This window comes from Sphingobacterium thalpophilum (assembly GCF_038396785.1).
GTDB classification, from domain to species: Bacteria; Bacteroidota; Bacteroidia; order Sphingobacteriales; family Sphingobacteriaceae; genus Sphingobacterium; species Sphingobacterium thalpophilum_A.
On sequence record NZ_CP151087.1, the window covers coordinates 5,305,772 to 5,327,855 of the forward strand.

A 22,084-nucleotide genomic window follows, 5' to 3' on the forward strand; every position below is an offset into this window, starting at 1 on the left:
GTTCCTTTCTCCATTCTATATAATTATTTTTGACTATACGATAATAGTAAAGATTCCAAAACAGGAAATCTCATCAATTCCGATATGAGCTTTGGTACAATTCATAATCAACGCAATTGTTATTTAAATCTTGATGCCATTTATAAATGAAAGCAATAAAAATAGTGAAAGAGGGACGTATGGAAATCATGGATATTCCGCAACCGACTGTTAAGGATGGACATGTCCTCGTAAAGGTAGACTATGTTGGATTCTGCGGTTCAGATCTGAATACCTTTCGGGGGTTGAATCCATTGGTCAATTTGCCGGTCATACCAGGGCATGAAATTGGGGCAACGGTCGTGGAATTGGGGACTAATGTGACAACTGATCTTAAGGTTGGTACAAAAGTTACCGTAAATCCGTATTCCAACTGTGGTGTTTGTACCGCATGTAAGAATAATAGGCCCAACGCTTGCCGTTACAACGAGACTATGGGTGTACAGCGCGATGGCGCCATGACCGAATATCTTGTCTTACCTGTTGAAAAGATCATCGCTGGGGGACAGCTTAGCTTTCATCCAAAGAATTGGCTCTTGTGGAACCTATGAGTGTGGGCTTCCACGCCGTTGACCGAGCATCGGTAACAGACAGCGATATTGTATTGGTATTTGGATGTGGTATGATCGGAGTGGGGGCGATCATTCGGTCAGCATTACGGGGAGCTACAGTCATTGCTGTCGATGTGAGTACTGAAAAGCTCGAACTAGCGAAAAAACTAGGTGCAAAGTATACGATTAATAGCGCTACGGAAGATCTGCTTGCGAGGTTGGATGTGTTGACTCAGTCCATGGGAGCTGATGTTGTTATAGAAGCCGTTGGCCGAAAGGAAACATACCTGGCGGCCATTGCTGCCGCTGCATATACAGGCAGAGTGCTGTATATCGGGTATGCAAAGGAAGCGATTCCTTTTGATACACAGTTTTTTGTCAAAAAGGAACTGGATATCAGCGGGTCGCGCAATGCCACGGCAAAGGATTTTGCTGCGGTAATGAATTACTTGAAAATGAAAACCTGCCCGATCGAAGAACTGATAACGGCTATTTATCGGGCGGAGGATGCACAATTGGCCTTGGAATCATGGTTGAATGATCCCGGACGTGTTTTTAGGCTACTGATCGCGTTTTGACCGAAGCGGCTTTGGTTTTGTGAAAGATCGAATTGAGGGGAGGGTAACTATAAAATATCTTGCTGTTAAATGAAGGATGATGAAACAATATTAAAGCAATATATGTACATTTAGGTATTCATAGTACAATTTAAATACCTAAAGGAAAAAAATAAACTTCAATGGCAATGCGCAGGAAATTTTTAGCATGTTTCTTCATCATATTGTTTTCACGGGGGCTGTTTGGTAATCCCCAAGATTCTGTTCAGCAGGGATTTGTAGACAAGACGGAACGATTTTTTAAAGAATCGGCTAAAAGGAGTGTCCGGGATTTGGTAATGGACCGTGCAGCCATCCGCCAAAATCGGGTATTGGAGGATATTAAGTTATTGGCGAGCCAATCGCGTTCCTTTTTGCGCAAAGGTTTCGATTCGTTGAACGTGGACCAGGAGCTGAAGGAGCTGATCGTCTTACATGATATTGCAAAAGATGGTGTCTTTGAAAACAAGGGTTCTGCGCAATCATCGCGCAACCTTACAGTGACCTTCAACATCTTGAACGCACTTTCCATAGAGGTAAGGAGTTTAAAACGCGATATGGACCGTTATCAGGATAGGCTCACAAATTATCAGTTGGATCTCGACTCGTTGAGCAATGACCCCGCACTTTTTGTCATCTTTAAGGATTATGAGCTTTAAAAAAGCCTATCAGGCTGGATCACTGGATGATGCCAAAGTTTTGCTTAAGGATGCTGTAGGCAAAGCAAAAGAAGCTTCTGCTTACAGTATAATTCCAGATTGCAATTGTGCGAATGCCAAAAATTACGCACTTAATGCGGTAATCTTTGGAAATAAGGCGTTAAAAACAGCTGATTTGGACAATCTAAAAAAGTGGGCCAAGAAAGCGATGGATATGTCACTGGATGTGATGACAGCCATACCCAATTGCAAATAATTTTGAGCATATTCAATAAACTTTAGGCAGGCTTTGGAAATTTAGGAAATCTTTGCTGAGAGTGCAGCATCGCCGAAATGGATTTAAAAATAGCTAAGTTTATTTGGCTAATAAACAAAAATAAAATACTTAAAACTATTTTACTGAGCTATTGTTCATTAAACCAAAGGTATATAAGGTATACGTCTATTAGAGGATAGTTTTTTGTAAAGGCTAGGTCAATATTGATCTAGCCTTTTTTTTGAATGAGTTAAGAAAGAATCGAGGTAAGTGTAGTTTTTTTTAAGGTAAATTTTTTAATTAGCATGTGATTGTTTGGCTTTGGTATTCCATTAGTCATTATTGTTAATTTATTACCTAAAAATTGTGCAAAGCCAAACTATTATTACTCTACTTATTGTTGGAATAGTCATCAGTAAAACGCTGATAGGCGTACTGATCTACTTTTTAATCCGAAAAAATCGGTTGTTAAAGGTCGAGCAGCTCAAATTGACGACCGCAAACAGTATCCTCAGTGAACAGGCAATTCGTATTCACCATTATAATGAGGAATTAAAAATTGCCGAGAGTTTCAAGACTAAAGTTTTATCGATTGCCTCACATGATCTCAGAGCACCATTTGCATCGGTCGAAATTTTGTTGGCGATTGATGATATTTCTCTCGTTGATAAGGAGGAGCTTAAACTCATCTTTTTAAATCTAAAAGGACAGGTGGCCAGATCGCGTACGATGTTGGAAGAGGTCTTACTATGGACAGAGTCACAACTCCGGGATAAACTTGAAAATACCGAGAACTGTAATATTCGCGATCAAATTGATGCGGTATTGGGGATCTATACGCTAGAAATCCAACGTTTCAATATACAGATCATAAATTCGGTGAATCCGGATTTTTGCGCGGATACACATAAAGGAATTCTCGCTTTTGTGCTAAGAAATGTGATTAGCAACGCCATTAAATATGGACGAGTCGGCGGTAGCATTGTGTTGCAACTGATAGATGATCCGAGCGATCGGTGGGAACTTATCGTCAGCAACGAAGGGGAAGAACTTACGTCGGAAGTCCTCCATAATCTAAATTTTGTCAATAGCTGGGATCGTAAAAAATCTGAGAGCAAAAATGGTGCAGGGTTGGGGATCTCCCTCTGTAAGGATTTGATCAAAAGGATTGATGGAAAAATGCAGTTCGAGAATCAGCATGGTACAGGTGTTTCTGTTCGGATCTCGTTTCCGCGGAAGGCTTATCAGGCTGTCTCTTAATAACAATCTATCTATTGTAAAAGCCCGATATAGATCGGGCTTTTTTTGATGAAAATTTAAATGACAAACTTAGTTTTTCATGAAAGATCGGTTGGTATGAAAGATCCGTAAACCAATTGTTTTGCGGTTTTTCCAGACGAAAAACACATTAAAGGTGTTGAACAAATTTTACTTTTTGATAGCCTCTAGCATAAAAAGTCCTTCAGTCTCGAAAGGGAGTTCAAGAATACGATTTTGTGCATCCATATCGACTTCAATAGAACCAAATCCAACTGCTTCCAATAGTTCGACGTCTTTGGCAGGACGTTGATGTGCACTGATGTCCAATGCCGATTTGATGTCATTGATCTGATCGATAGCGCCCGATGGGCATTCATCGTGCCTGTCGGTACTAAAGACCGTTTTCCCAAAATCGGCATCCAGGTTGATCAGTTTTCCACCCGGTTTAAGTACACGTTCCATCTCGCGGTAGCATTTTTCAAGATCGGGGATGGTCCATGTCATCAACCTGGTGAAGACGAAGTCAAAGGTGTTGGCTTCAAATTGTAGTACTTGTGCATCCATGACCCGATAGTCTACGCGAAGTTCTAGTTCTTGGCTGACGAGTTTTGCATATTCAATCATCTGCGGGGAGAGGTCAACGGCGGTAACCTCAAAACCCGCAAGGGTCATAATGTTGGCGAAATATCCCGTAGCAGTACCAACCTCAAGTACTTTATTGCCCGTAGTCTGGCTACGGACGGACTTGAAAAACGCTAGCCAGTGTTCGGTCTCCGGCCGGGACCAAGCTTCATCCCTTTCCTTGCGCCAGGAGCTACTACGGTCATTCCAATATGCTGTTATTCTTTTAATCATCGTAATAATTTTAACGGGTACAAATTTATCCATTTTATCAGCAACAATTGCTGGAATTTGTGTCATATCTCCGATCAGCTTATTTTGGATTTTTATTCTGCTTGCCTCAGCTGCGAACATAAATATCACCCAGCCAATTCACCAACGTAGTAATAAATAATAAGCAATACCTGTTGAATATTACACGATGACGTGGGGGAGTTTGCCGAGGAAAACAAATTTTAGCTGTTTTTTGATTGTTTCAGTTCATCAATTGTCCGGTTGTATCGATCATAAATAACTTTTTCAGGTTCAAAATTTGGATTAGGTTTCCAATATTCTTCGGTCTGAACCGTATTTTCCCTTAAGGTGGTCTTTGAGCTCAGTAGTGTTCCTTTTCCATGGACTTCGTTTATGTCAACGGGGTTGATGGTGGAAAAATGTTTCTCTAGCATTTTCTGGATTTCGCGAAAATTGCTGCAATTTTCGTAAATAACGACCTTTTTACTTGTTTTTATCAGGGTAAGACAACTTTCGCTATCCATCCTGGCTTTTCTGAGGCGATTTGCAATGCCGGTTGTGTCAGATAAAAGTTGAACTGCGCCTGGTCGTCGCTGTGGTAGTTGCTGTAGATAATGGTCTCGATAATTTCCCAGGAGATAAATTGGGTTGTTTTTAGCAAGGGGATTTGATAGGATAGGCCTTTATGATCGGATGTTACACTTTCCTGTTGGGCGATCTGTTGTGTTATGGTTTTCTTGGATACTCGAAATCCAACGGTCATACCGTACAGGATAATACCGGGGAATAGTATGAAAAGTCCGGAAACGACATAAGCTCCCACAACTTTGCTGTTATGAACCATCATCAATATGGTTAAAGCTATTCCGATGCAGATAAACAGCCCAAGTAATAATTTAATGACTAAAAGAGGGTTAAACTTCATTTGCTCAAAGCGCGTGATTTTTAGCTAAATGTACTAAAACTTCTTGATGTTTTAGAAAACGTTTGAGCGTTTTGAAAAGAGGCAGTTCGTTGCTGGTATGTCAATAATTAGTATATTTGCTGCACTAGCGATACATGAAAGCGAAACAATTGATATGGATTCTACTGCCGCTGATGCTCCTGCAGAGCTTCTCGTCGGTATGGCTATGGACTGTTTTTGAATTTAACAGAGATTATATCGCTAAGAATGAGTGTATCAATCGATTCAACGAAAAGGCACTTTCCTGTAGAGGACAATGTATTTTGATGAAGAAAATGCGTGAACATGAGGAGAAGGAACAAAAGAACCTGGAATCTCGTATAATCGACGTTGTATTTATCAATAATCAGCAATGTTTTAACCTTGATATCGCTTTTTTTGAAGAAGCGGCTGCGGAGACCTTACTTCCAGCATATCAGGCAAACTATAGCTATAGACCAATCTTTACTATTTTTCATCCACCTTTGGTTTAAGTCATTTTGCTTTTCGTACGGGCTGTCGGCATATTGACTGATGGCAGGTACTGTCTATTTTCAAAAGACTTAAATCAATTCATATGCATATATATTCCCGTGTAGGGACCATCGAGGGCTTGATCTTTCTGCTACTCGCGCTTTCAGTTGCTTTTTCAACTTCTTCCTGTACCATCGATCCTTCAAAAAAAGACAGCAAGAATGCAGTAGATTTTATCCGGCCTAAGGAGTCCGATCTGGTCCGTATAGCGGATACAGTTTGGGAGGCTACCAAATATGCCGTATTTGCGGATGCCAAACTCAACAATAAATATCATACTATTTATCTGCGTTTAAGAGATACTTTGGGAAAGCCGATCACTGATAAGTCGCTTGATTTCTATCCAGAAATGAGTATGGGACGCATGAAGCATGGTGGCCCCTTTGAACCTCCAATCGCGCTTGGTGAAGGCTGGTATAGCAGCCGGATGGTTTTTATAATGGCAGATATCCCGCAGATGGGAACGGGTTGGCAATTACATACGATACGCAGTCACGGTCGTATAAAAGATACGCTCGCCATTAAGATTCCGGTTACTGCCGCAGCAACCATGCGAACGATGAGTTCAGGAACCAGAGACGATAGCCGCGTATTTATTTCCTGTCTATTGCCTGATAGCGTAAAGCAGGGAAAACATCCGATTCGATTTTTAATGAATAAAATGAATGGTCATCATTTTCCGGTATTAGATCATTATGTCATTAAACTAAAGACCACTATGCCTGCTATGGGACAGGAATCTTTGGGGAATGCAGCGGCCGAAAGTACAGGTAATGGTTACTATGAAGGCACTGTTAATTTTTCTATGCCTGGTCGCTGGGAAGTCATTGTCGAATTATGGAAAGCGGGCAAAAAATCAAATCAGGATGATATAAAATATCTGGTGCAGGTCACTTAATACAAACAGAATTTATTTTACCAATATACTTAAACAATAAAAATGAAAAAGAGAATAAACGTAATCGTAGGCTGTTTTGGTTTTGTAGCTATACTGGCGTGTAGCGGAAATGAGGGGACAAAAGCCAAGAAAGAAGATCGTGCCGAGCAACCTTCCGTAGCTGAGCCTGCGGCCATGCTCGATTATAAAACAGAGGGATCCAAAGGTGTAGGAACCATTACCTCCTTTGAACACAAGCCCTTTGATGCGCAGCTCGCAAATAGGGGTGTAGAACTATTTGTGTCGAAATGTGCAATGTGCCATAGTTTTGACCGCACATTAGTAGGTCCATCATTGGATGCTGTCATCAAACGTCGTACCCCGGAGTGGATTATGAACATGATGCTGGATCCGGCAACCATGCTGGAGAAAGATGCCGACGCAAAAGCACTTAGTAAGGAATATGGTTCGCCAATGATTAGTTTGGGCTTGAAGCAAGAAGAGGCACGTGCCATTTTAGAATATTTGCGCGAACGTAATAGCACAACAAAATAGATCAAATCAATGAAGTCTCAGCGCTGTAGATGGTGGTTTTGTATGACAATGGCTTGGGCAATATGTGTGCAGGCAACCAATCTGTTGTGGGCATTTATTGAATTTGAGTGCAATCGTACCTATATCGAGCAAAACCTCTGTGTCAATCGTTTTGAACCGGCAGTGAGCTGTAAAGGCTTCTGTTTCCTTAGCGAAAAGACGGTTGAACAAAAGGATGTGAACAATGTGCTCGCCAAAATGAAGGGGATGGAAATATTGGTCTTTGTGCAGTATGTGAAGGGAGTCTTGCTGTACTCTCCAATAGTACCTGCTGTGAAAACTGTCTATCCGAAAGACTTTGTCTCCGATACCTTCGGAGGTATACTGCCTGAAGTTTTTAGACCGCCAATCATTTGATTATTCCACAAATATTTTTTCACAGAATAATCATAAAGAAATGGTAATACGAAAAGAGAAACTAGATTTTCTAAAATTAGAAGATATTGATTCCACTTCGCAGGGAATCGTTATTATGCCTATAGCAGCTTTTTTACAAGCTAAAGCAAATCAAAATACGCTCCACCTAAGGTCTTTTTATACCCTTTTGCTTATCAATAATGGTGAACTGTCTATGGTAGCGGATCAGAGCGTACAGATTATAGCTGCCCATGATATAATCAGCATAAATTCAAATTGTGTGTGTAGTTTTCATGCAGGTTCGTCTGTAGAAGGATACAGTGTCTTATTTACAGCATCCTTTCTCATGGAAAGTCAGAACACTGCTGTAAGAAACTTCTTTCATTTTTTAAGGAGTAGATGTAAACACGCTTTTGTGCTATCGAAAGAAGATATGATCAGTTGTCTACATATAGTAAGTTTGATGGAAACTGCTTATAATTCAGTTAAATTGAGTGCTCACGGTGTATTGAGCCGCTATTTAATTATGTTGCTCCAGATTTTGGGACGGCAAATCGTGGTCGATCATGTAGTTGTAAAGCAGGAGGATGATGACGATAAAATCCGAAGTTTCGAATCTTTGGTTGATAGTCATTATGCGCAGCAGCGTTATCCGTCATTTTATGCAGAGCAATTGAATATATCGATCAACTATCTTAATCGGATTTGTCGAAAAAAAAGATCGACGAGCTGCGGTACTATTATCCGTGGACGCATACTATTGGAGGCCGAGCGATTGCTTTATCATACTTTTAAAACGGTAAAAGAAATTGCCTTTGAACTTGGTTTTGAAAATGTACCATATTTCAGTACATTTTTTAAAGCAAATAAAGGAATGAGTCCTGAGGAGTTTAGGAAAAATTGTTAATGTAAATATCACTAAAAGCCTTTTTCATGTAGTTGAAAAAGGCTCTATGTTTATTTTTTCTTTTCTGATTTTTTCTTACCATCAACAGGTAAATCCAATATAGCCATTAATAATAGATAATAACCTTTTTCCAATCCTATTTTTTGTGCTTTTTGGTGTATAGTGTCCATATCTTTAGTCAATTATTGTTTAAATTCTATTTTGCTATTTGGGTAAACAGAATCAAATGCTGTACCCAAAAGCTTCCCTTGGCCAGTTAACCGTATTTTTAGGGTGTAAATAACGTAGCGCATTCACTTTGTGACAAAAAAATACGGACTGCTCAAGTATTTAATGCAGTGAACGTATCGGACGTATCCGCAGTGAGATGTAAAAAGTACATGAACGTCATTGCTGTAAAACATTTTCAAGGCCAGTATTGTCATACTTCCAATTAATAATTAAAACAGGTATTTATGAAAAAGATAATTCCATTTGCGCTCATGTCGAGTTTAATGATGCTCGTGTCGAGCTGTGCAGCAATTGAAGGTATATTTAAAGCTGGTGTATGGTCGGGCATCTTATTGGTTGTTGTCGTAGTCGCTATTGTCATTTGGTTGGTGAGCAAGCTGTTTGGCGGATCAAAATAATGATATGAAATAGGATTTTCACTAATTAGGGACTTATTGTTTTTCGACGAGATATTTCCAGTAACGTTTGGGAACATGTCTTAAGTGAAGCTTCAGGTTTTTGCGTGATTCAATAGAGGTATTCTTAAAATAAGTCTTCCAGAGATGCTGATAATCTTTTTCTTGAGGATCGAGATCCACTTCTAGCTGATATGGATCTTGAACCTCATGTGTATTGTTGTTGGATACCTCCAAGATATTTTTGCGATCATAATGGAAGCCATAGTTTCGCCGTATATCATAAATTAACCAGCACTGGTCGGCAAATCGGTTTTTAAAGAAGTCTACAACCAGGGGAATCACATTGAAATCGGGTTCAACGATGGCTGTGTAGAGATTATCGTTAGACTTGACAAATCGGATAAAAGCCTTCATGCGGTGTCGTTCGCGGCTGATCTTTTTGATCGTCTGATGGATACGGAGTACAGGTGGGTATCCATAATTGCGTATATCCAATTTTCCCCTTCGAAAAAGTTCGATGATCAACCGAAATCCATTGAGCCATTCAGATTGATTATCGGACAAAAAGTTATGATAAAAAATTTTTGTTTCTTGTGCTCCGAGTATCTTTTCCATTCCCACTAAAATGCGCATGGCTTTTTTTACATCAGTATGAACCTGTCGCTTCTCCGAAAAAATATTAATTTCCATAGACTTTTCTGTTGTGGGAATGCTATCAAATTCTTTCCGTTCAAAGGCTTCAAATACACAACAGAGGTATCCGGAATAACTTCCGTCAAAAATATAGTCCATTAGAAAAGTGTTAGCTGTGTATTGGAAGCCGTGACCAGTGTACGCGGGTTACTTTCAAGAATAGACTTTCTGATTTTTTCGGGATAATGGAAGCCTCCTGCTATGCATGTATCTTGGCAAACCATAAAATATTTGGCGCGATTATAGGCAATTCCTATTTTTCGAAGTTGATATTCCTTTAATTTTCCATATTTGCGCGACTGTACAATTTTGTTTGCGGATTGCCTGCCAATACCGGGGATTCGGATAATCCACTCATACGTAGCGCTGTTGATGTCGATGGGAAAGAATTGTGGGTTGCGTAGCGCCCAAGCAAGCTTAGGGTCTATTTCTAGATCGAGATGTTGATGCGTGCTGTTGAGTATTTCATGAAGCGAAAAACCATAAAACCGAAGTAGCCAATCCGTCTGATAAAGTCTGTTTTCACGTACAAGAGGTGGTGATGTCCCAATTTGGGGAAGGTTGGAATCGGTCGCGTTGATGGGAATATAACCCGAATAATAAACCCGTTTGAGATCGTAATCTTTATAGAATGTATTGGCGGCCTGCATAATCTGTAGGTCGCTCTCTGGAGTTGCTCCAATAACCAGCTGTGTACTTTGGCCTGCTGGTACAAACAAGGGTGTTTTCTTCTCTTTTTTTCGATCCTGCCGAAGGTTGAGGATTTCATTTTTAATAATCGCTAGAGGCTCGCGAACGGATTGATGATCCTTTTCGGGAGCAACTAGCTTGAGTCCCTCCTCAGTGGGAATTTCGAGGTTCACACTCATCCGGTCAACATATAGACCTGCTTCTTTTAATAACGATTCACTCGCACCCGGAATGGCCTTGAGATGGATATAACCATTAAACCGTTCTTCCGTCCGAAGTTTCTTGACGACCAACATTAAGCGTTCCATGGTATAGTCGGCAGATTTGAAAATACCCGAACTTAAAAAAAGACCCTCAATATAATTACGACGGTAGAAGTTCATGGTCAATTCGACAATTTCCTTTACCGAAAATGCTGCTCGTTGTACGTCATTGCTTCGTCGGCTCACACAAAATGAACAGTCGTAGATGCAATAATTGGTCATTAAAATTTTTAGCAGGGAGACGCAGCGACCATCTTCGGTGTAGGTATGACAAATGCCACTAGTCGATGAATCACCTATACCACCACTATTTTTTCGTTTACTTCCGCTTGAGCTGCAACTTACGTCATACTTAGCGGCATCAGCTAATATTTGCAATTTATCATCAAAACCAAACATGATATGTTCTCCAATAATTTGCTGTAAAATTACTAATATTATTAGTAATAAATACCCGTAAAATTACTGGATTTGCCTTTTTTAGGTTCGTACTATTCATCTTCAACTGCGGGAGTATGCCCAAATTTGCTAAAAAAATAAACGATTTGTGACGGGATTTTGTTCATGAATAAACTACATATTATGGCAGAGAATAATTTGAATAATAAAGAAGCGCTAGAAAAGCTAAAAGGGATCGTCCATCAAATTGATGTGGGAACAGTCTGTTCATTTCCATCGGATTCTGACTATCCCCATGGTGTTCCGATGAGCAGACAGGAAGTGGATGCAAATGGTGACATTTGGTACATCTGTTCGGCAGAAAGTGAGACGTTTAAAAATAATTTCACAGGATCCCAAAGTTTCCCTATTCTATGCCGATCCCAAAACCTACACCTTTTTGAGTATAAACGGTAAAGCAAGTCTTTCGCGGGATCAGGAAAGGATAGACCGCTATTGGAACAAAATGATGGAAGGCTGGTTTAAGAAAGGAAAAGAAGATCCCAATATCCAATTGCTACAGATCACACCTGAAGAAGCGCATTATTGGGATTCAAACTCCAATATGGTCGTCAACTTGTTTAAAATGCTGAAAGTAGCTGTTACAGGTAATACACAAGATATTGGTAATGAAGGAGATCTTAATGTTTAATATAAACGGAATCTATAATATCAACACAATAATTAACACCCTAAAAAGGTCCTCTTTTCCAACATGAGGACCTTTTTATAAACCAAGCTTTTATTTGGAAAATCTGTTACGCGTTTCCTTTTATCACACGTAAAAGTACCGCGATGATTGCAATTACCAAAAGAATATGAATTAGCCCTCCGCCAACAAAGCCTCCAAAAAAACTGATTGCCCATATCAGGACCAAAATAACAGCGATAGTATATAGTAGATTTCCCATAGTAATGAATATATATGTGTTTATTGAATAACAATACTTATCCAGCGATGGTTTAGTATTTTTTCTCTTTTTTCCACTTACGGATTCTCCCGACTGCATTTTGATAAGGTGAAGCGGTGTTAAATTGAATCATTCTGCCTAAGGTCCATTTTTTTATACCACGATACACCATAAAGCTGCATGTCTGTCTTTTGCTCAATGAGTTCCACAATTGTTAAAACAGTTTGGTCTAGTTTTGCGCACAAAGTCGTAAAATCTAAGTCGTTATAATCCTGATAAAATTTTTGAGCCAGTTTGCCTAGCTCATTCCATTTAAAACCAGTTTCCGGAAAATCAACCTCTTTGTCATCTTCACTTTTCTTATTCCATTTGAGAACCAGCTCACCCCAGCCAATTAAATAGGAAATTAGGTTATTTATACTCATTACTGTTCCTTTAGCATGACCATGGAGTATAAGAAGATTAGTTTGATCGTTCGGAATATCGGAAAGTTCACAGACAAGCTTGCTGTAATTTGTACGGATAGTTTGAAGGAGTTCGTCTTTGGTGGTTGGTATAGCCATGGCATAAATGTGAATTATACATAAGATACAAATAATTATGTATAATTGATTAGCTCGGGATGGAGTTGTAGAGCAAAACGCGTTCAAAAGCCCGCAGAAGACAATGTTCGTCAATTCCCTTTGTTTAAGTCCGATAGCTTTCTTGAATATATTATTGGAATTGAAAAAACAGTAGGCTTTAAATTGTAAAAAATATGGTTTTATATATGTTTTTTGATAAAATTTATTGTTTTATTAAATTGGTGTTGTATTTTATTCTGTTTATAACGAATATTGTTGTAAGTATTTAGGCAGGATCTTTCATAGGGGAAATACAGTGTAAAATGTACTGCCAATGAAATAATAAACTGAAAAATTGATAAAAAGATGAAAAAGATTTTATTGTTATTAACCGTGGTTTTATTCGTCGTTTCGGGCGCACTCGCTCAGATTCATAAGCCTGTTAAATGGACTGTGGCCAGCAAAAAATTGAACAACAAAGAAGCTATGGTCTATGTGAAGGCTACTATTCAAAATGGTTGGCACATTTACTCCCAAAATGTAAAAGACGGTGGCCCAATTCCAACATCTTTCAATTTCGGTAAAGCTGCTGACTACGTTTTGGTCGGTAAGACAGCTGAACCAAAACCGAAGATCAAACACGAAGAGGTTTTCAAAATGGATGTGGGATACTTCACCAATGAAGTGATCTTTCAGCAAAAGGTTTCGCTGACGAAAGGAACAGCAACAGTAAAAGGTACCGTGGAATGGCAAGCTTGTGACGCTTCACAATGTCTTCCTCCAGATGAGTATGCTTTTGCTGTAACGATCAAATAGTTTAATAAATAAAAGCAATTAACGATCTAAAGCGATTTGGCGCTTAGGATAATTGATAGAAAAAGGAAAATTAAGGATAAAGGCTAGGTAATCACACCTAGCCTTTTTTGTTTAAAGGGGCTTTTGGTATAAAAAATACGCCCTTTGGTATAATATGTTAAATCTATTTTTTACGAAATTTTAGCTTTGTTTAAATGGATTACACAAACTTACTTGAGCAGGCAGATCTTTTTTTAGTGCATAGTTACCGCAAGAACCACAACCCACAGCTATATTTTCACACCATTGAAAGTGTTCGAGATATTGTAAACGCAGTAATGACCCTAAGTGAAAAATATGCCTTGACGGCCGAGGATAGAATTGCAGGAAAACAGTCATCGGTCTAATGTAAAGGTGTGTTTTATGATAAAAATGATAAAGATAGATCGATTAAAGTTGAAACATTGTACACTAGTTAGTTTTTTGATCATGGGATTGTTATGTTTCGAGACCGCATGTTACGGACAAATGGGGTTTGGACTTCGGGTGGGTGGTAATATTTCGCGTGCAAGTGGCAATACATTTGGCGCCAATAGAATGGGATATCAATTGGGAGGGGATTTGATTTTTGAACTTAATAGCAAGATGGATATTCAAGTTGAGCCTAGTTACAACTTAACCAGAATTCGTGTCAATGGTAACACGGCTTCTCTTGCTGGAGGCTTATCCAAGGGGACCCGTTCGCTGAAATATCTCAATACACCCGTATACCTTAAAATTAATTTTACGAGAAAATTTTCAATCTTGGGTGGCCTAGACTTGAATATGTTGCTCAACGACGACAGGTATAAACTTAATGATGGAAAACCAGCGTTCAACAGTCGTACACGGATAGGTTACGCATTAGGGATAGATCTTGGCGCGCTGTATTTTAGATACCGACAATTCAAAAAGAATAATAAAATTGTAGACAATTGGGATGCACATATTGACCAGTATCAACTGGGATTTAAAGTGCGTTTGTTTTAAGCTAATAGTTCCACTGGTAGGTAACCTTTACAGACTTTCCTGTGCTGTAAGCTGAGCCGTTCTGATTTTGCTACATCAGGCGGCTTTAATTTTATTAATGATTTACGATTTGTTGTGGAGATATGTATTGCTGGATATCAAGGATATTTGCAGGACTAGCTCGACACACCAATCGATGTACTTGTAACGGGCTGATGGAGGATGGAGCTCCTATAGGGCTGAAGGATTTTCCCCGTTTATCAAACTAGACTGCAAATAATGGGATGCTGATCGTGAACGTACGTTACGACAAGGGGATGCTGATCATGTTAAACGAGGTTTGTACTTCTTCATGCGAAAGTTTTTAAGGAAGTTCACCTGTTATTGTTTTAGCGTATATCTTTATATAGCAACAATGTTGCATTTGTGTTGTTTTGTTTTTACATTTGTTTAAACGAAATTACTATGAGCAGCATTTCCAAAAAAGTTAAATTACCTGTCACTGTTTTAAGTGGATTTTTAGGTGCGGGAAAAACCACACTATTGAATCATATTCTACACAATAAGGAAGGCAAGAAAGTTGCTGTTATTGTTAATGATATTAGTGAAGTGAACATTGATGCACAAGCTGTTGAACGTGAAAATGTGCTTTCGCGAACAGAAGAAAAGTTAGTGGAGATGAGCAACGGATGTATTTGTTGTACCTTAAGGGAGGATTTGATGGTGGAGGTGGAGCGACTAGCGAAAGAAAATCGCTTTGATTATCTTCTTATCGAGAGTACTGGTATTTCGGAGCCTATTCCAGTAGCGCAGACATTCAGTTATAGTAGTGCTGACAATGGGATTGATCTGTCTACGTTCAGTTACATTGATACTATGGTAACTGTGGTGGACTGTTTCAATTTTGCTAAAGATTTTGGAAGCGCCGATACCTTATTAGATCGGAAACTGACGGATGACGACTATGACAATAGGGCAATTGTAAATCTGTTGACTGATCAGATCGAATTTGCCAATGTTATCCTTTTGAATAAGGCCGATCTGGTATCTGAGGAAACTTTAGGCACTCTCGAATCTGCTATTGGGCGGCTCAATCCTGGAGCCAAATTAATCCGTACACAATTTGGACGTGTTGATCCAAAGGAAATTATGGGTACGAGCTCGTTTGACTTTGATGAAGCTTCCTGTTCGGCTGGATGGATCAGAGAATTTGAAAATGAACATAGCCCCGAAACAGAGGAGTATGGTATTTCATCTTTTGTCTTTCGATCGCAACGGCCTTTCCATCCCCAGCGACTGCACCGTTATCTCAATGAGCGGTACCCACATAATATCATACGCGCTAAAGGTCTCCTCTGGTTGGCATCCCGGCCGAATCTTGCGATTAGTTTTAGTCAGGCAGGTGGCAGCGTAAGATTGGAAAGTGCAGGCTCATGGTGGAGTAGCATGCCCGAAGAGCAGCGTTATCAGTATCCCAGTTATGCCGAAATCAGCGCTGAACTTCTTAAACGTTGGCACCCGGAGTGGGAGATCGAAAAAATGAATTGGTATTTATAGGTCAGCATCTGGAGAAAGAAAAATATCTGTCGGAGCTTGAAGAATGCCTATTGACCGAAGAAGAAGGTGATGACTGGCGTTTTACTTGGTGGAAAGACGAATTTCCTAAAAATATTTAAAACCATTTGTGATCGGCATCGGTTAAAAAAGTAAGTAATGTAGGTTAGATATTGTATTTTTCGAAGGCCAGGAATTAATTTTCTGGCCTTTTTTATACTGATTTGCCAGATGTTATCAAGATACGGTTATCAGCCTTCATCAATCGCGCCACTAAAAAATAGGAATCTATCCCTAAAACGCTTAATCATGATGGTTGAAGATCATCTTTATGATTCCGAAAATTTCAAAGAGTCATAGCAAATTTGAAGATGTCATGGTAAAAGAACAGTATAGTTGAGGAACAATCATAGTCACTATGCATGATATAATTAACAATGAGCAGACTGCTTGATTTTAATAATACCTAAAAGGTTTAATTTTATACCGAAATCAATACTGAAAAAGCATCAAAAAAGAGTAGGCTTAACTTGAATGCAATTGAACGCATGCATACGCTGGGTAATATCTTTAAACCTGGGGTGGTGAAAGGGTTTGATCTGAAAAAGTAATTGATAGACTTTCAAAAAAACAGCACTGATAGTCTAAAGATAAAACTCGCTCACGCATCAAAGAGGTGAAATTAGTAACGGGATTGTCAGAATATTAGTATGTTATTTAGAATTGTTTTAAATTACTGGTTTTCTATGTATATTTGAAATACAGAAGGGCACCCTTTCAATTGAATGCTAATTTTATATTGAATGATTATTGTTATATAAATGAATAAAGTAGAACTGTTTGAAAATGAGCGTGCAAGTGGCTATGATCAATTTGTTGAGTGCTGGATTCCCAATTACCATTATTTTTTAGATCAGTTGCCAAAGCTCCTCCGAGAAACTGAAAACAAGGATTTACTGGTGGTAGGATGTGGTACTGGAAATGAAATAGAACGTTTTGTCGACACAGCAGAATCTTGGACAATAACCGGGGTAGATCCGTCGCCTGAGATGATTAGCCAGGCCCTGGAAAAATTTGAAGCGGATGAGAATGTTCATCTTGTCGAAGGTGTGGTAGGTGATTTGGACGAAGAGAAACAATTTGGTGCTGCGACGCTTTTGCTTGTATTACACTTTTTAGAAGACAATGGCGAAAAATTGGTTATGCTCCAAGATATTTCCAAGAGAATGATGTCGCAAGCACCCTTGTTATTATTAGATATTACGGGCAATAAGGAGCAGATTCAACAAAACTTGCAGTTGTTGCGGCTTCTTCTACCCAAGGGGATAGATGAAACACAGGTCGCTCAAAGATTGCGAAGAATCGAGCACTAATTGTTGCATGTCTCGGAAGAACGATTAGTCGAGCTCTGTGAAGAAGCCGGATTTGAACCTCCTGTTCGATTCTTTCAATCATCGATTTATATGGGGTGGATAACCCGAAAAAAAGATATTATTTCCTTTTCTTAGCAAAGGGATTGAAGGAAAGCCCCGCATTAATATAAAACGAAGGACCGGGATTTGCTTCCCATACATAATCGCGCTGGGTTTTGTTTTTTTCAAATACGCGTGCACGGGGTATGGTTTTTAGTCCTGATTTAAGGGTGGCAATAAAAGATCGGCCCAGGTTATGTTCATAAGTCAGACCCGAATTGATCTCCATCTGACTGAAGGTATATACTTTTTCAGCGCCCTGAAAGTTATAGAGGTAAAAGATCGTACTATTTAAATCGGAACCTATTGAAACGCGGCCATTCCGCAAGACCTCTTTTCGAAGGTAGGCTCCTTTAGGTAAGATGACATCAAGTATCATCCCATTGGCAAATTGTTGCTTGTAGGCAAAGGTTGGTAAAACCGGAATAATTGCTGCCGGATCTATAAAGCCGATGAGGCCCACCGCCATTTGAATCTCCCGCGTAGCTTTTAGGACCACAGTAGCAGATAATATCCCATTAATGCGTTCTATTGCTTTTTCACTCCCATTGGCAGCAACCGTTGCGGTATAAAATGCTACCTTGCCCCACAAACGTGAATAACGGGTAAGATTAAGTGATTCGTAATGATAATGATATTGATGGGTTGACTGTATGGTGGATTGTGCGATGGGGTCTAAACGATTGGAGTTTACAGAAGTGAACTGATAGCCAATATTGGTACCCAAGTTCCAGGTTCTGCTCTTTAAAAAATTAATGTTGATACTACCTCCGGCTTGGTACATCGATTCTACTTTTGTTTTAGGTAAATCCTGACCTTGGAGCTTTGATGAATAACGGTATCCTGTATTGGATTCATAGGTCAAATTGAGGACCCGTGTTATGGGAAATTTGTCGGTAACCACAGCCCTCACTTTTTGCTGCACGCTATCTTTAGTCTGTGCGATGGACGTGGATAGGCTAAGTAACAGCACAAACATTGAAAGTATTTTTTGCATAAATATATGATTAAAATCATTGTAAGAATAGCCGAAATTTGTAGGTGGGATTCTTTTTTTAGACCAACAGGTCTTCTTTTTATACAAAAGTCCATTTTTGGGGAACAGCGGAAAGAAAAGTTAAAAATCATCCATTAGTTTTGGTATAAAAAAAACAGGCCTTCGTATAAGAGATCGGGTACTTGCCAAGAAAAGCGCTATTTTTGTTATTCAGGTTAAAAATTGTTCTAAAGCATGCAGGACTTCAATAATAGCGTTGTTTTAAGGTATTTTACAGAAAATAAATTCAGGCCACTGCGACATGTGTTTTTTCTGATCGGTTTACTTTTACTTTTTGCAAATGCAAATTCGAGTTCTCATTTTCAGGGTAATTATCGGTTTTATTTTTCTATTATCTTGTGGCTTGTATTTGTATGCATGTTTTACGCTAATATGTATGTACTGATACCCAAGTTTTTCTTTAAGGCTAAATATGAGCTATATGTCTTAGCATTGATACTGCTGGTAACGGCCAGTTTGCTGGTGGTCATGTACATTGCAAATTACATCTATTCCATTCATATTCCCGCTATAAAAAAACCGGAGTCGGACTCTATGGGGCTAGTCGCCGCATTATTTATCTGTATTCCGATTATTCTGACGACGACGACATTTAAGCTTTTTAAGCGTTGGTTGGAAGACAATAAGCGCATTTCTGAACTGAAAAATTTGGCGCTGACCACAGAGCTTATATCCTTGAAGAACCAGATTCAGCCACATTTTTTATTCAATATGCTGAACAATGTTAAGGCTTTAATTCGAAAAGATCCGAATATGGCTACGGAGGTCATCATGAAACTATCAGACTTTCTAAGATATCAGCTCTATGAAAATAATGATGATAGGACGCTTTTGAGGTCTGAAATCAACTTTATCTCCAATTTTCTAAAATTGGAGGAAATACGCCGTGATAACCTCACAACGCGAATATCCTGCCCAGCAGAATTGGAAAAGAAAGGTATATTCCTACCACCACATCTTTTTACAGCCTTTGTTGAAAACGCAATTAAACATAGTCTAAGCGCAGGCGCTGGTGATACCTTTATTACAATTCATTTTTCTGAAGCTAATCAGCAGCTTTGTTTTGAATGTGAAAATTCGAAAGATCCCGACAGCTTATTTGTCCGAAGCAAATACAGCGGACTGGGATTGGCTAATGCCAAAAGACGACTGGATCTCCTATATAGAAATGATTATGAACTGTCGGTGTCAACGACTGAAACATTGTATAGTGTTAAACTTACTATTCCATTATGAATTGCATTATTGTAGACGATGAACCCCTGGCTAGGGAAGAAATGAAAAATTTAATCGAAGAAATTTCGTCCATTCAGATAGTCGGTACATTTTCCAACGCGATATCGGCATTAGAATGTATTAAAACAAATTCGGTGGATTTGCTTTTTCTGGATATTGAGATGCCAACGGTTAATGGACTCGATTTTGCACAGTCTCTTCCCAATGACAAGCTGGTTATCCTGACGACTGCCTATGCGCAATATGCACTGAAAAGTTACGAATTGGATGCAATAGATTATCTGTTGAAGCCGATCAATAAAGACCGCTTAGCCAAAGCGATCGATAAAGCAATAGCCTATAAAAAATTACTAGCGTTAAAAGAAAATCAAAGTACGGTTGAGAAGGCCAGTGAGGATGCACTTTTTATTAAATCGGATAGGAAATACTATAAAATTGCATTTACTGATATTCGCTTTATAGAAGCACTCAAAGATTATGTGGTTATTTATACCCGGAACAATAAACTGATTACTGCAATGAATTTGAAGACAATTCACCAGAAACTTCCGGTGAGCCTCTTTGCACGCACCAGTAAATCCTATCTGATTAATTTGTCCTTTATTGATTCATTTGACAACCATACTGTTTACATCGACAAATTTGAAATTCCGATCGGTGAAATCTATCGAGAAGCTTTCTTTAAACAATACACGGGAGGACTGCTGTAATCTACTGGCGGCTTAGGCAACTACAAAGCGATCCAGGAAATCAACTTGGATACCATAACCATGTAGGAACTTCGTCAGGTAGTCGATGGAGCACTCTTCTGTTTCGAACCTGAATATGGCATCCTCATCATCTAGATCGACAGTAGCATCTTGTACTTGTGGAAGATGAGTTTTGACCAATTGCATCAAAAACTCTTTCTTGCTTTTGGTCTTTACAGAACTTTTAAAAATCAACACTTGCCTAACTTTCATCCCGACTAATTTATATGTGTTCAAAATTATTTGATACCCTTAACGTATGGGATATCGTTACAAATCTATATTCTTCATTGCTTCACGCAACCTATATTATACGAAAGCATTTAGTTTTTATACAAAAACAAGGTTGAGCATTGAGCAGATGAATGGTGTAGATTATATGGAGGGCTAGGGATATCAATTCTAAATTTCTACAGAAAGTCGGTGCATTTTTGTCAGAGGCTACAGTGAAGTAGTTTTTTTGTTGAAATCCTATGATAAATTTAGTTGTCCTGTTTTTAAGTACCATAGTCGCTTTTTGGATCAGCGCCATATGTGGAGGGGGAGCAAGCCTTATTCTTATTCCTTTATTGAATTTTATGTTGCCTTCATCGTTAATTCCATTTTCGTTGACGATTGGTACGTTTACCAGCTCAGTATCGAGAATAATTGTTTTTAAGCGGCATATCAACTGGAAGATCTTTCTGTGGTTTGTACCGTTTTCAATTCCGGCTGTACTATTAGGTGGATATCTGATTAAATATATAGAACCTTCCTATTTGCAGTTGATTGTTGCTTTTTTCCTCATGGGAAATATCCCTCAATTGTTTAAATCAAAAAATGCAGCGTTATCTTCGGAAAGTAAGTGTTCGAAATCTTTTTTGGCAATTATAGGTTTTCTTTCGGGCTTTATTTCAGGAATTACAGGTGCAATCGGCTTGTTGTTCAATCGGTTTTATTTGAAAATGGGGCTTTCCAAAGAGGAGATTATTGCCACCCGTGCTGCAAATGAAGTGTTTTTACATCTCGTAAAACTTATTATTTATATTATTTTAGGTCTGTATTCTAAGGCAGCGCTGGGACTGGGCCTGGCAATTGCCGTTGCAACAATAGTCTCATCATTTACTGTTCAGTTTATATTACCCTACCTCAGCGACCAGGTATTTAAAAAAATAGGTTATGGTGCTATGGTGGTTTCAGGGGCGATATTGCTGACAGGTAGTTCGCGTAAGATTGTCGATCAGAATGACGTGCTGATAGCCTTAGATCGCTCGAAGAATAAAACTGAAATTGCATTGAGCTGGCGAGACACAAATTTTGTCTTGGAATTTAGTCAGACGCATGGCTTAGAACTCGAACGATCTATTCACTGGACTGGTTTACCACTCAAACTTCAGCAAAAGTATTTTGCCCTTAGCAAAAAACATAATAGTATCTATATCGAAAAGGTTATACGTTTTAGAAGGAAGGCTAGTTATGAATTTTACTGTCATAAAGAAGGTGTGTTAACACGATTGGATTAAATTGTCTCTTGCCTTTTTATTTTTAAATGCTTATTTCTACTGGTTTTAAAGTGTATTGATATATAATCTATCTATTTAGTAGATTATTGAAAAATA

The 22,084-nt window shown here is 38.9% G+C and carries 32 protein-coding genes; 22 read left to right on the top strand and 10 right to left on the bottom strand.

What is annotated here, in order from left to right:
* Positions 1-146: 146 nt before the first annotated feature.
* The 5 genes from AACH28_RS23395 to AACH28_RS23415 all read left to right on the top strand — a co-directional run bounded on the left by AACH28_RS23395 (position 147) and on the right by AACH28_RS23415 (position 3,361).
* Positions 147-590: an alcohol dehydrogenase catalytic domain-containing protein gene (locus tag AACH28_RS23395; RefSeq protein WP_341831675.1), complete on the top strand. Its 444-nt coding sequence runs from the start codon at positions 147-149 to the stop codon at positions 588-590.
* The gene (locus AACH28_RS23400; RefSeq protein WP_341833138.1) at positions 587-1,168 is read left to right on the top strand and encodes a zinc-binding dehydrogenase; all 582 of its coding nucleotides are present in this window, start codon (positions 587-589) and stop codon (positions 1,166-1,168) included. Before AACH28_RS23395 ends, AACH28_RS23400 begins: the two co-directional genes overlap by 4 nt.
* Before the next feature lie 167 nt (positions 1,169-1,335).
* Positions 1,336-1,845 carry a hypothetical protein gene (locus AACH28_RS23405; RefSeq protein WP_145327908.1) on the top strand — a complete coding sequence of 170 codons (510 nt, stop codon included), beginning with the start codon at positions 1,336-1,338 and terminating at the stop codon, positions 1,843-1,845.
* Positions 1,835-2,101, top strand: coding sequence for a hypothetical protein (locus AACH28_RS23410; protein ID WP_232475571.1), 267 nt, complete (start codon positions 1,835-1,837; stop codon positions 2,099-2,101). Before AACH28_RS23405 ends, AACH28_RS23410 begins: the two co-directional genes overlap by 11 nt.
* Positions 2,102-2,467: 366 nt before the next feature.
* Positions 2,468-3,361 carry a sensor histidine kinase KdpD gene (locus AACH28_RS23415; RefSeq protein ID WP_088162330.1) on the top strand — a complete coding sequence of 298 codons (894 nt, stop codon included), beginning with the start codon at positions 2,468-2,470 and terminating at the stop codon, positions 3,359-3,361.
* A gap of 168 nt (positions 3,362-3,529) precedes the next feature.
* Here the strand turns inward: AACH28_RS23415 and AACH28_RS23420 are convergent, their stop codons facing one another.
* The 3 genes from AACH28_RS23420 to AACH28_RS23430 form a co-directional block, all read right to left on the bottom strand.
* Positions 3,530-4,216, bottom strand: a complete 687-nt coding sequence (locus tag AACH28_RS23420) for a class I SAM-dependent methyltransferase (protein WP_341831676.1) — start codon at positions 4,214-4,216, stop codon at positions 3,530-3,532.
* Positions 4,217-4,437: 221 nt separating this feature from the next.
* On the bottom strand, positions 4,438-4,650 hold the full coding sequence (locus tag AACH28_RS23425) for a hypothetical protein (RefSeq protein WP_341831677.1): 213 nt from the start codon (positions 4,648-4,650) through the stop codon (positions 4,438-4,440).
* Between the two features lie 62 nt (positions 4,651-4,712).
* Positions 4,713-5,063: a hypothetical protein gene (locus AACH28_RS23430; RefSeq protein ID WP_341831678.1), complete on the bottom strand. Its 351-nt coding sequence runs from the start codon at positions 5,061-5,063 to the stop codon at positions 4,713-4,715.
* Positions 5,064-5,275: 212 nt separating this feature from the next.
* Here AACH28_RS23430 and AACH28_RS23435 point away from each other — a divergent pair, with 212 nt between their 5' ends.
* The 6 genes from AACH28_RS23435 (at position 5,276) to AACH28_RS23460 (ending at position 9,057) form a co-directional block, all read left to right on the top strand.
* Positions 5,276-5,653, top strand: a complete 378-nt coding sequence (locus tag AACH28_RS23435) for a hypothetical protein (RefSeq protein ID WP_075993542.1) — start codon at positions 5,276-5,278, stop codon at positions 5,651-5,653.
* 83 nt (positions 5,654-5,736) lie between these two features.
* Positions 5,737-6,591: a FixH family protein gene (locus tag AACH28_RS23440; protein ID WP_341831679.1), complete on the top strand. Its 855-nt coding sequence runs from the start codon at positions 5,737-5,739 to the stop codon at positions 6,589-6,591.
* Between the two features lie 42 nt (positions 6,592-6,633).
* Positions 6,634-7,125: a cytochrome c gene (locus AACH28_RS23445; RefSeq protein ID WP_341831680.1), complete on the top strand. Its 492-nt coding sequence runs from the start codon at positions 6,634-6,636 to the stop codon at positions 7,123-7,125.
* Positions 7,126-7,173: 48 nt separating this feature from the next.
* Positions 7,174-7,521 (top strand): hypothetical protein, encoded by a 348-nt coding sequence (locus tag AACH28_RS23450; RefSeq protein WP_115050401.1) that lies wholly within the window; start codon positions 7,174-7,176, stop codon positions 7,519-7,521.
* 40 nt (positions 7,522-7,561) lie between these two features.
* Positions 7,562-8,428 carry a helix-turn-helix domain-containing protein gene (locus AACH28_RS23455; RefSeq protein WP_341831681.1) on the top strand — a complete coding sequence of 289 codons (867 nt, stop codon included), beginning with the start codon at positions 7,562-7,564 and terminating at the stop codon, positions 8,426-8,428.
* 455 nt (positions 8,429-8,883) lie between these two features.
* Positions 8,884-9,057 (top strand): hypothetical protein, encoded by a 174-nt coding sequence (locus tag AACH28_RS23460; protein WP_341831682.1) that lies wholly within the window; start codon positions 8,884-8,886, stop codon positions 9,055-9,057.
* Positions 9,058-9,090: 33 nt separating this feature from the next.
* On the opposite strand, the gene AACH28_RS23465 is transcribed toward AACH28_RS23460, so the two are convergent.
* Positions 9,091-9,849 (bottom strand): TIGR03915 family putative DNA repair protein, encoded by a 759-nt coding sequence (locus tag AACH28_RS23465; protein WP_145327900.1) that lies wholly within the window; start codon positions 9,847-9,849, stop codon positions 9,091-9,093.
* Complete coding sequence (locus AACH28_RS23470) at positions 9,849-11,102, bottom strand: putative DNA modification/repair radical SAM protein (RefSeq protein WP_075993537.1); 1,254 nt, start codon at positions 11,100-11,102, stop codon at positions 9,849-9,851. The genes AACH28_RS23465 and AACH28_RS23470 overlap by 1 nt, the downstream gene beginning before the upstream one ends.
* A gap of 183 nt (positions 11,103-11,285) precedes the next feature.
* On the opposite strand from AACH28_RS23470, the gene AACH28_RS23475 reads away from it, so the two are divergent.
* The gene (locus AACH28_RS23475; protein ID WP_341833143.1) at positions 11,286-11,558 is read left to right on the top strand and encodes a hypothetical protein; all 273 of its coding nucleotides are present in this window, start codon (positions 11,286-11,288) and stop codon (positions 11,556-11,558) included.
* A complete protein-coding gene (locus AACH28_RS23480; protein ID WP_341833139.1) occupies positions 11,467-11,793 on the top strand; it encodes a pyridoxamine 5'-phosphate oxidase family protein in 327 nt (108 codons plus the stop codon). Before AACH28_RS23475 ends, AACH28_RS23480 begins: the two co-directional genes overlap by 92 nt.
* Before the next feature lie 106 nt (positions 11,794-11,899).
* Here AACH28_RS23480 and AACH28_RS23485 read toward each other — a convergent pair whose 3' ends face one another.
* Genes AACH28_RS23485 through AACH28_RS23495 form a run of 3 tightly spaced genes read right to left on the bottom strand, consistent with a single transcriptional unit; the run spans position 11,900 to position 12,615 of the window.
* A complete protein-coding gene (locus AACH28_RS23485; protein ID WP_112376008.1) occupies positions 11,900-12,052 on the bottom strand; it encodes a lmo0937 family membrane protein in 153 nt (50 codons plus the stop codon).
* Positions 12,053-12,104: 52 nt separating this feature from the next.
* Entirely contained in the window at positions 12,105-12,224 is a 120-nt protein-coding gene (locus AACH28_RS23490) for a ClbS/DfsB family four-helix bundle protein (protein ID WP_341831683.1), read from the bottom strand.
* Positions 12,172-12,615: a ClbS/DfsB family four-helix bundle protein gene (locus AACH28_RS23495; protein WP_341831684.1), complete on the bottom strand. Its 444-nt coding sequence runs from the start codon at positions 12,613-12,615 to the stop codon at positions 12,172-12,174. Before AACH28_RS23495 ends, AACH28_RS23490 begins: the two co-directional genes overlap by 53 nt.
* Before the next feature lie 366 nt (positions 12,616-12,981).
* On the opposite strand from AACH28_RS23495, the gene AACH28_RS23500 reads away from it, so the two are divergent.
* The 6 genes from AACH28_RS23500 (at position 12,982) to AACH28_RS23525 (ending at position 17,345) form a co-directional block, all read left to right on the top strand.
* Positions 12,982-13,431: a protein-disulfide reductase DsbD N-terminal domain-containing protein gene (locus tag AACH28_RS23500; RefSeq protein ID WP_341831685.1), complete on the top strand. Its 450-nt coding sequence runs from the start codon at positions 12,982-12,984 to the stop codon at positions 13,429-13,431.
* Positions 13,432-13,625: 194 nt separating this feature from the next.
* Positions 13,626-13,817 carry a hypothetical protein gene (locus tag AACH28_RS23505; protein ID WP_286771140.1) on the top strand — a complete coding sequence of 64 codons (192 nt, stop codon included), beginning with the start codon at positions 13,626-13,628 and terminating at the stop codon, positions 13,815-13,817.
* 16 nt (positions 13,818-13,833) lie between these two features.
* Entirely contained in the window at positions 13,834-14,439 is a 606-nt protein-coding gene (locus tag AACH28_RS23510; RefSeq protein WP_341831686.1) for an outer membrane beta-barrel protein, read from the top strand.
* A 444-nt stretch (positions 14,440-14,883) separates the two neighbouring features.
* Positions 14,884-15,975 carry a GTP-binding protein gene (locus tag AACH28_RS23515; RefSeq protein WP_341831687.1) on the top strand — a complete coding sequence of 364 codons (1,092 nt, stop codon included), beginning with the start codon at positions 14,884-14,886 and terminating at the stop codon, positions 15,973-15,975.
* Positions 15,942-16,094 carry a GTP-binding protein gene (locus AACH28_RS23520; RefSeq protein ID WP_341831688.1) on the top strand — a complete coding sequence of 51 codons (153 nt, stop codon included), beginning with the start codon at positions 15,942-15,944 and terminating at the stop codon, positions 16,092-16,094. Before AACH28_RS23515 ends, AACH28_RS23520 begins: the two co-directional genes overlap by 34 nt.
* A 699-nt stretch (positions 16,095-16,793) precedes the next feature.
* Positions 16,794-17,345, top strand: a complete 552-nt coding sequence (locus AACH28_RS23525; protein WP_341831689.1) for a class I SAM-dependent methyltransferase — start codon at positions 16,794-16,796, stop codon at positions 17,343-17,345.
* A 118-nt stretch (positions 17,346-17,463) separates the two neighbouring features.
* Here AACH28_RS23525 and AACH28_RS23530 read toward each other — a convergent pair whose 3' ends face one another.
* Positions 17,464-18,441 (bottom strand): hypothetical protein, encoded by a 978-nt coding sequence (locus AACH28_RS23530; RefSeq protein WP_286753612.1) that lies wholly within the window; start codon positions 18,439-18,441, stop codon positions 17,464-17,466.
* A 417-nt stretch (positions 18,442-18,858) separates the two neighbouring features.
* On the opposite strand from AACH28_RS23530, the gene AACH28_RS23535 reads away from it, so the two are divergent.
* Together AACH28_RS23535 and AACH28_RS23540 are read left to right on the top strand one after the other, a co-directional pair.
* On the top strand, positions 18,859-19,737 hold the full coding sequence (locus AACH28_RS23535) for a histidine kinase (RefSeq protein WP_312741179.1): 879 nt from the start codon (positions 18,859-18,861) through the stop codon (positions 19,735-19,737).
* Positions 19,734-20,447, top strand: a complete 714-nt coding sequence (locus AACH28_RS23540; RefSeq protein WP_112376016.1) for a LytTR family DNA-binding domain-containing protein — start codon at positions 19,734-19,736, stop codon at positions 20,445-20,447. The genes AACH28_RS23535 and AACH28_RS23540 overlap by 4 nt, the downstream gene beginning before the upstream one ends.
* Before the next feature lie 12 nt (positions 20,448-20,459).
* On the opposite strand, the gene AACH28_RS23545 is transcribed toward AACH28_RS23540, so the two are convergent.
* Positions 20,460-20,699 carry a hypothetical protein gene (locus tag AACH28_RS23545; RefSeq protein ID WP_286753615.1) on the bottom strand — a complete coding sequence of 80 codons (240 nt, stop codon included), beginning with the start codon at positions 20,697-20,699 and terminating at the stop codon, positions 20,460-20,462.
* 260 nt (positions 20,700-20,959) lie between these two features.
* Between AACH28_RS23545 and AACH28_RS23550 the strand changes: the two genes are divergently transcribed.
* The gene (locus AACH28_RS23550) at positions 20,960-21,988 is read left to right on the top strand and encodes a sulfite exporter TauE/SafE family protein (RefSeq protein ID WP_159333130.1); all 1,029 of its coding nucleotides are present in this window, start codon (positions 20,960-20,962) and stop codon (positions 21,986-21,988) included.
* Positions 21,989-22,084 lie beyond the last annotated feature (96 nt).

Coding starts and splice junctions, on each gene's coding strand:
- AACH28_RS23470 (WP_075993537.1), bottom strand. CDS start 11,102: ATGTTTGGTTTTGATGATAAATTGCAAATATTAGCTGATGCCGCTAAG.
- AACH28_RS23535 (WP_312741179.1), top strand. CDS start 18,859: ATGTTTTACGCTAATATGTATGTACTGATACCCAAGTTTTTCTTTAAG.
- AACH28_RS23510 (WP_341831686.1), top strand. CDS start 13,834: ATGATAAAAATGATAAAGATAGATCGATTAAAGTTGAAACATTGTACA.
- AACH28_RS23460 (WP_341831682.1), top strand. CDS start 8,884: ATGAAAAAGATAATTCCATTTGCGCTCATGTCGAGTTTAATGATGCTC.
- AACH28_RS23505 (WP_286771140.1), top strand. CDS start 13,626: ATGGATTACACAAACTTACTTGAGCAGGCAGATCTTTTTTTAGTGCAT.
- AACH28_RS23450 (WP_115050401.1), top strand. CDS start 7,174: ATGGCTTGGGCAATATGTGTGCAGGCAACCAATCTGTTGTGGGCATTT.
- AACH28_RS23405 (WP_145327908.1), top strand. CDS start 1,336: ATGCGCAGGAAATTTTTAGCATGTTTCTTCATCATATTGTTTTCACGG.
- AACH28_RS23525 (WP_341831689.1), top strand. CDS start 16,794: ATGAATAAAGTAGAACTGTTTGAAAATGAGCGTGCAAGTGGCTATGAT.
- AACH28_RS23435 (WP_075993542.1), top strand. CDS start 5,276: ATGAAAGCGAAACAATTGATATGGATTCTACTGCCGCTGATGCTCCTG.
- AACH28_RS23395 (WP_341831675.1), top strand. CDS start 147: ATGAAAGCAATAAAAATAGTGAAAGAGGGACGTATGGAAATCATGGAT.
- AACH28_RS23485 (WP_112376008.1), bottom strand. CDS start 12,052: ATGGGAAATCTACTATATACTATCGCTGTTATTTTGGTCCTGATATGG.
- AACH28_RS23530 (WP_286753612.1), bottom strand. CDS start 18,441: ATGCAAAAAATACTTTCAATGTTTGTGCTGTTACTTAGCCTATCCACG.
- AACH28_RS23475 (WP_341833143.1), top strand. CDS start 11,286: ATGGCAGAGAATAATTTGAATAATAAAGAAGCGCTAGAAAAGCTAAAA.
- AACH28_RS23420 (WP_341831676.1), bottom strand. CDS start 4,216: ATGATTAAAAGAATAACAGCATATTGGAATGACCGTAGTAGCTCCTGG.
- AACH28_RS23425 (WP_341831677.1), bottom strand. CDS start 4,650: ATGCTAGAGAAACATTTTTCCACCATCAACCCCGTTGACATAAACGAA.
- AACH28_RS23500 (WP_341831685.1), top strand. CDS start 12,982: ATGAAAAAGATTTTATTGTTATTAACCGTGGTTTTATTCGTCGTTTCG.
- AACH28_RS23400 (WP_341833138.1), top strand. CDS start 587: ATGAGTGTGGGCTTCCACGCCGTTGACCGAGCATCGGTAACAGACAGC.
- AACH28_RS23440 (WP_341831679.1), top strand. CDS start 5,737: ATGCATATATATTCCCGTGTAGGGACCATCGAGGGCTTGATCTTTCTG.
- AACH28_RS23540 (WP_112376016.1), top strand. CDS start 19,734: ATGAATTGCATTATTGTAGACGATGAACCCCTGGCTAGGGAAGAAATG.
- AACH28_RS23515 (WP_341831687.1), top strand. CDS start 14,884: ATGAGCAGCATTTCCAAAAAAGTTAAATTACCTGTCACTGTTTTAAGT.
- AACH28_RS23455 (WP_341831681.1), top strand. CDS start 7,562: ATGGTAATACGAAAAGAGAAACTAGATTTTCTAAAATTAGAAGATATT.
- AACH28_RS23410 (WP_232475571.1), top strand. CDS start 1,835: ATGAGCTTTAAAAAAGCCTATCAGGCTGGATCACTGGATGATGCCAAA.
- AACH28_RS23495 (WP_341831684.1), bottom strand. CDS start 12,615: ATGGCTATACCAACCACCAAAGACGAACTCCTTCAAACTATCCGTACA.
- AACH28_RS23550 (WP_159333130.1), top strand. CDS start 20,960: ATGATAAATTTAGTTGTCCTGTTTTTAAGTACCATAGTCGCTTTTTGG.
- AACH28_RS23465 (WP_145327900.1), bottom strand. CDS start 9,849: ATGGACTATATTTTTGACGGAAGTTATTCCGGATACCTCTGTTGTGTA.
- AACH28_RS23445 (WP_341831680.1), top strand. CDS start 6,634: ATGAAAAAGAGAATAAACGTAATCGTAGGCTGTTTTGGTTTTGTAGCT.
- AACH28_RS23490 (WP_341831683.1), bottom strand. CDS start 12,224: ATGGTGTATCGTGGTATAAAAAAATGGACCTTAGGCAGAATGATTCAA.
- AACH28_RS23545 (WP_286753615.1), bottom strand. CDS start 20,699: ATGAAAGTTAGGCAAGTGTTGATTTTTAAAAGTTCTGTAAAGACCAAA.
- AACH28_RS23430 (WP_341831678.1), bottom strand. CDS start 5,063: ATGATGGTTCATAACAGCAAAGTTGTGGGAGCTTATGTCGTTTCCGGA.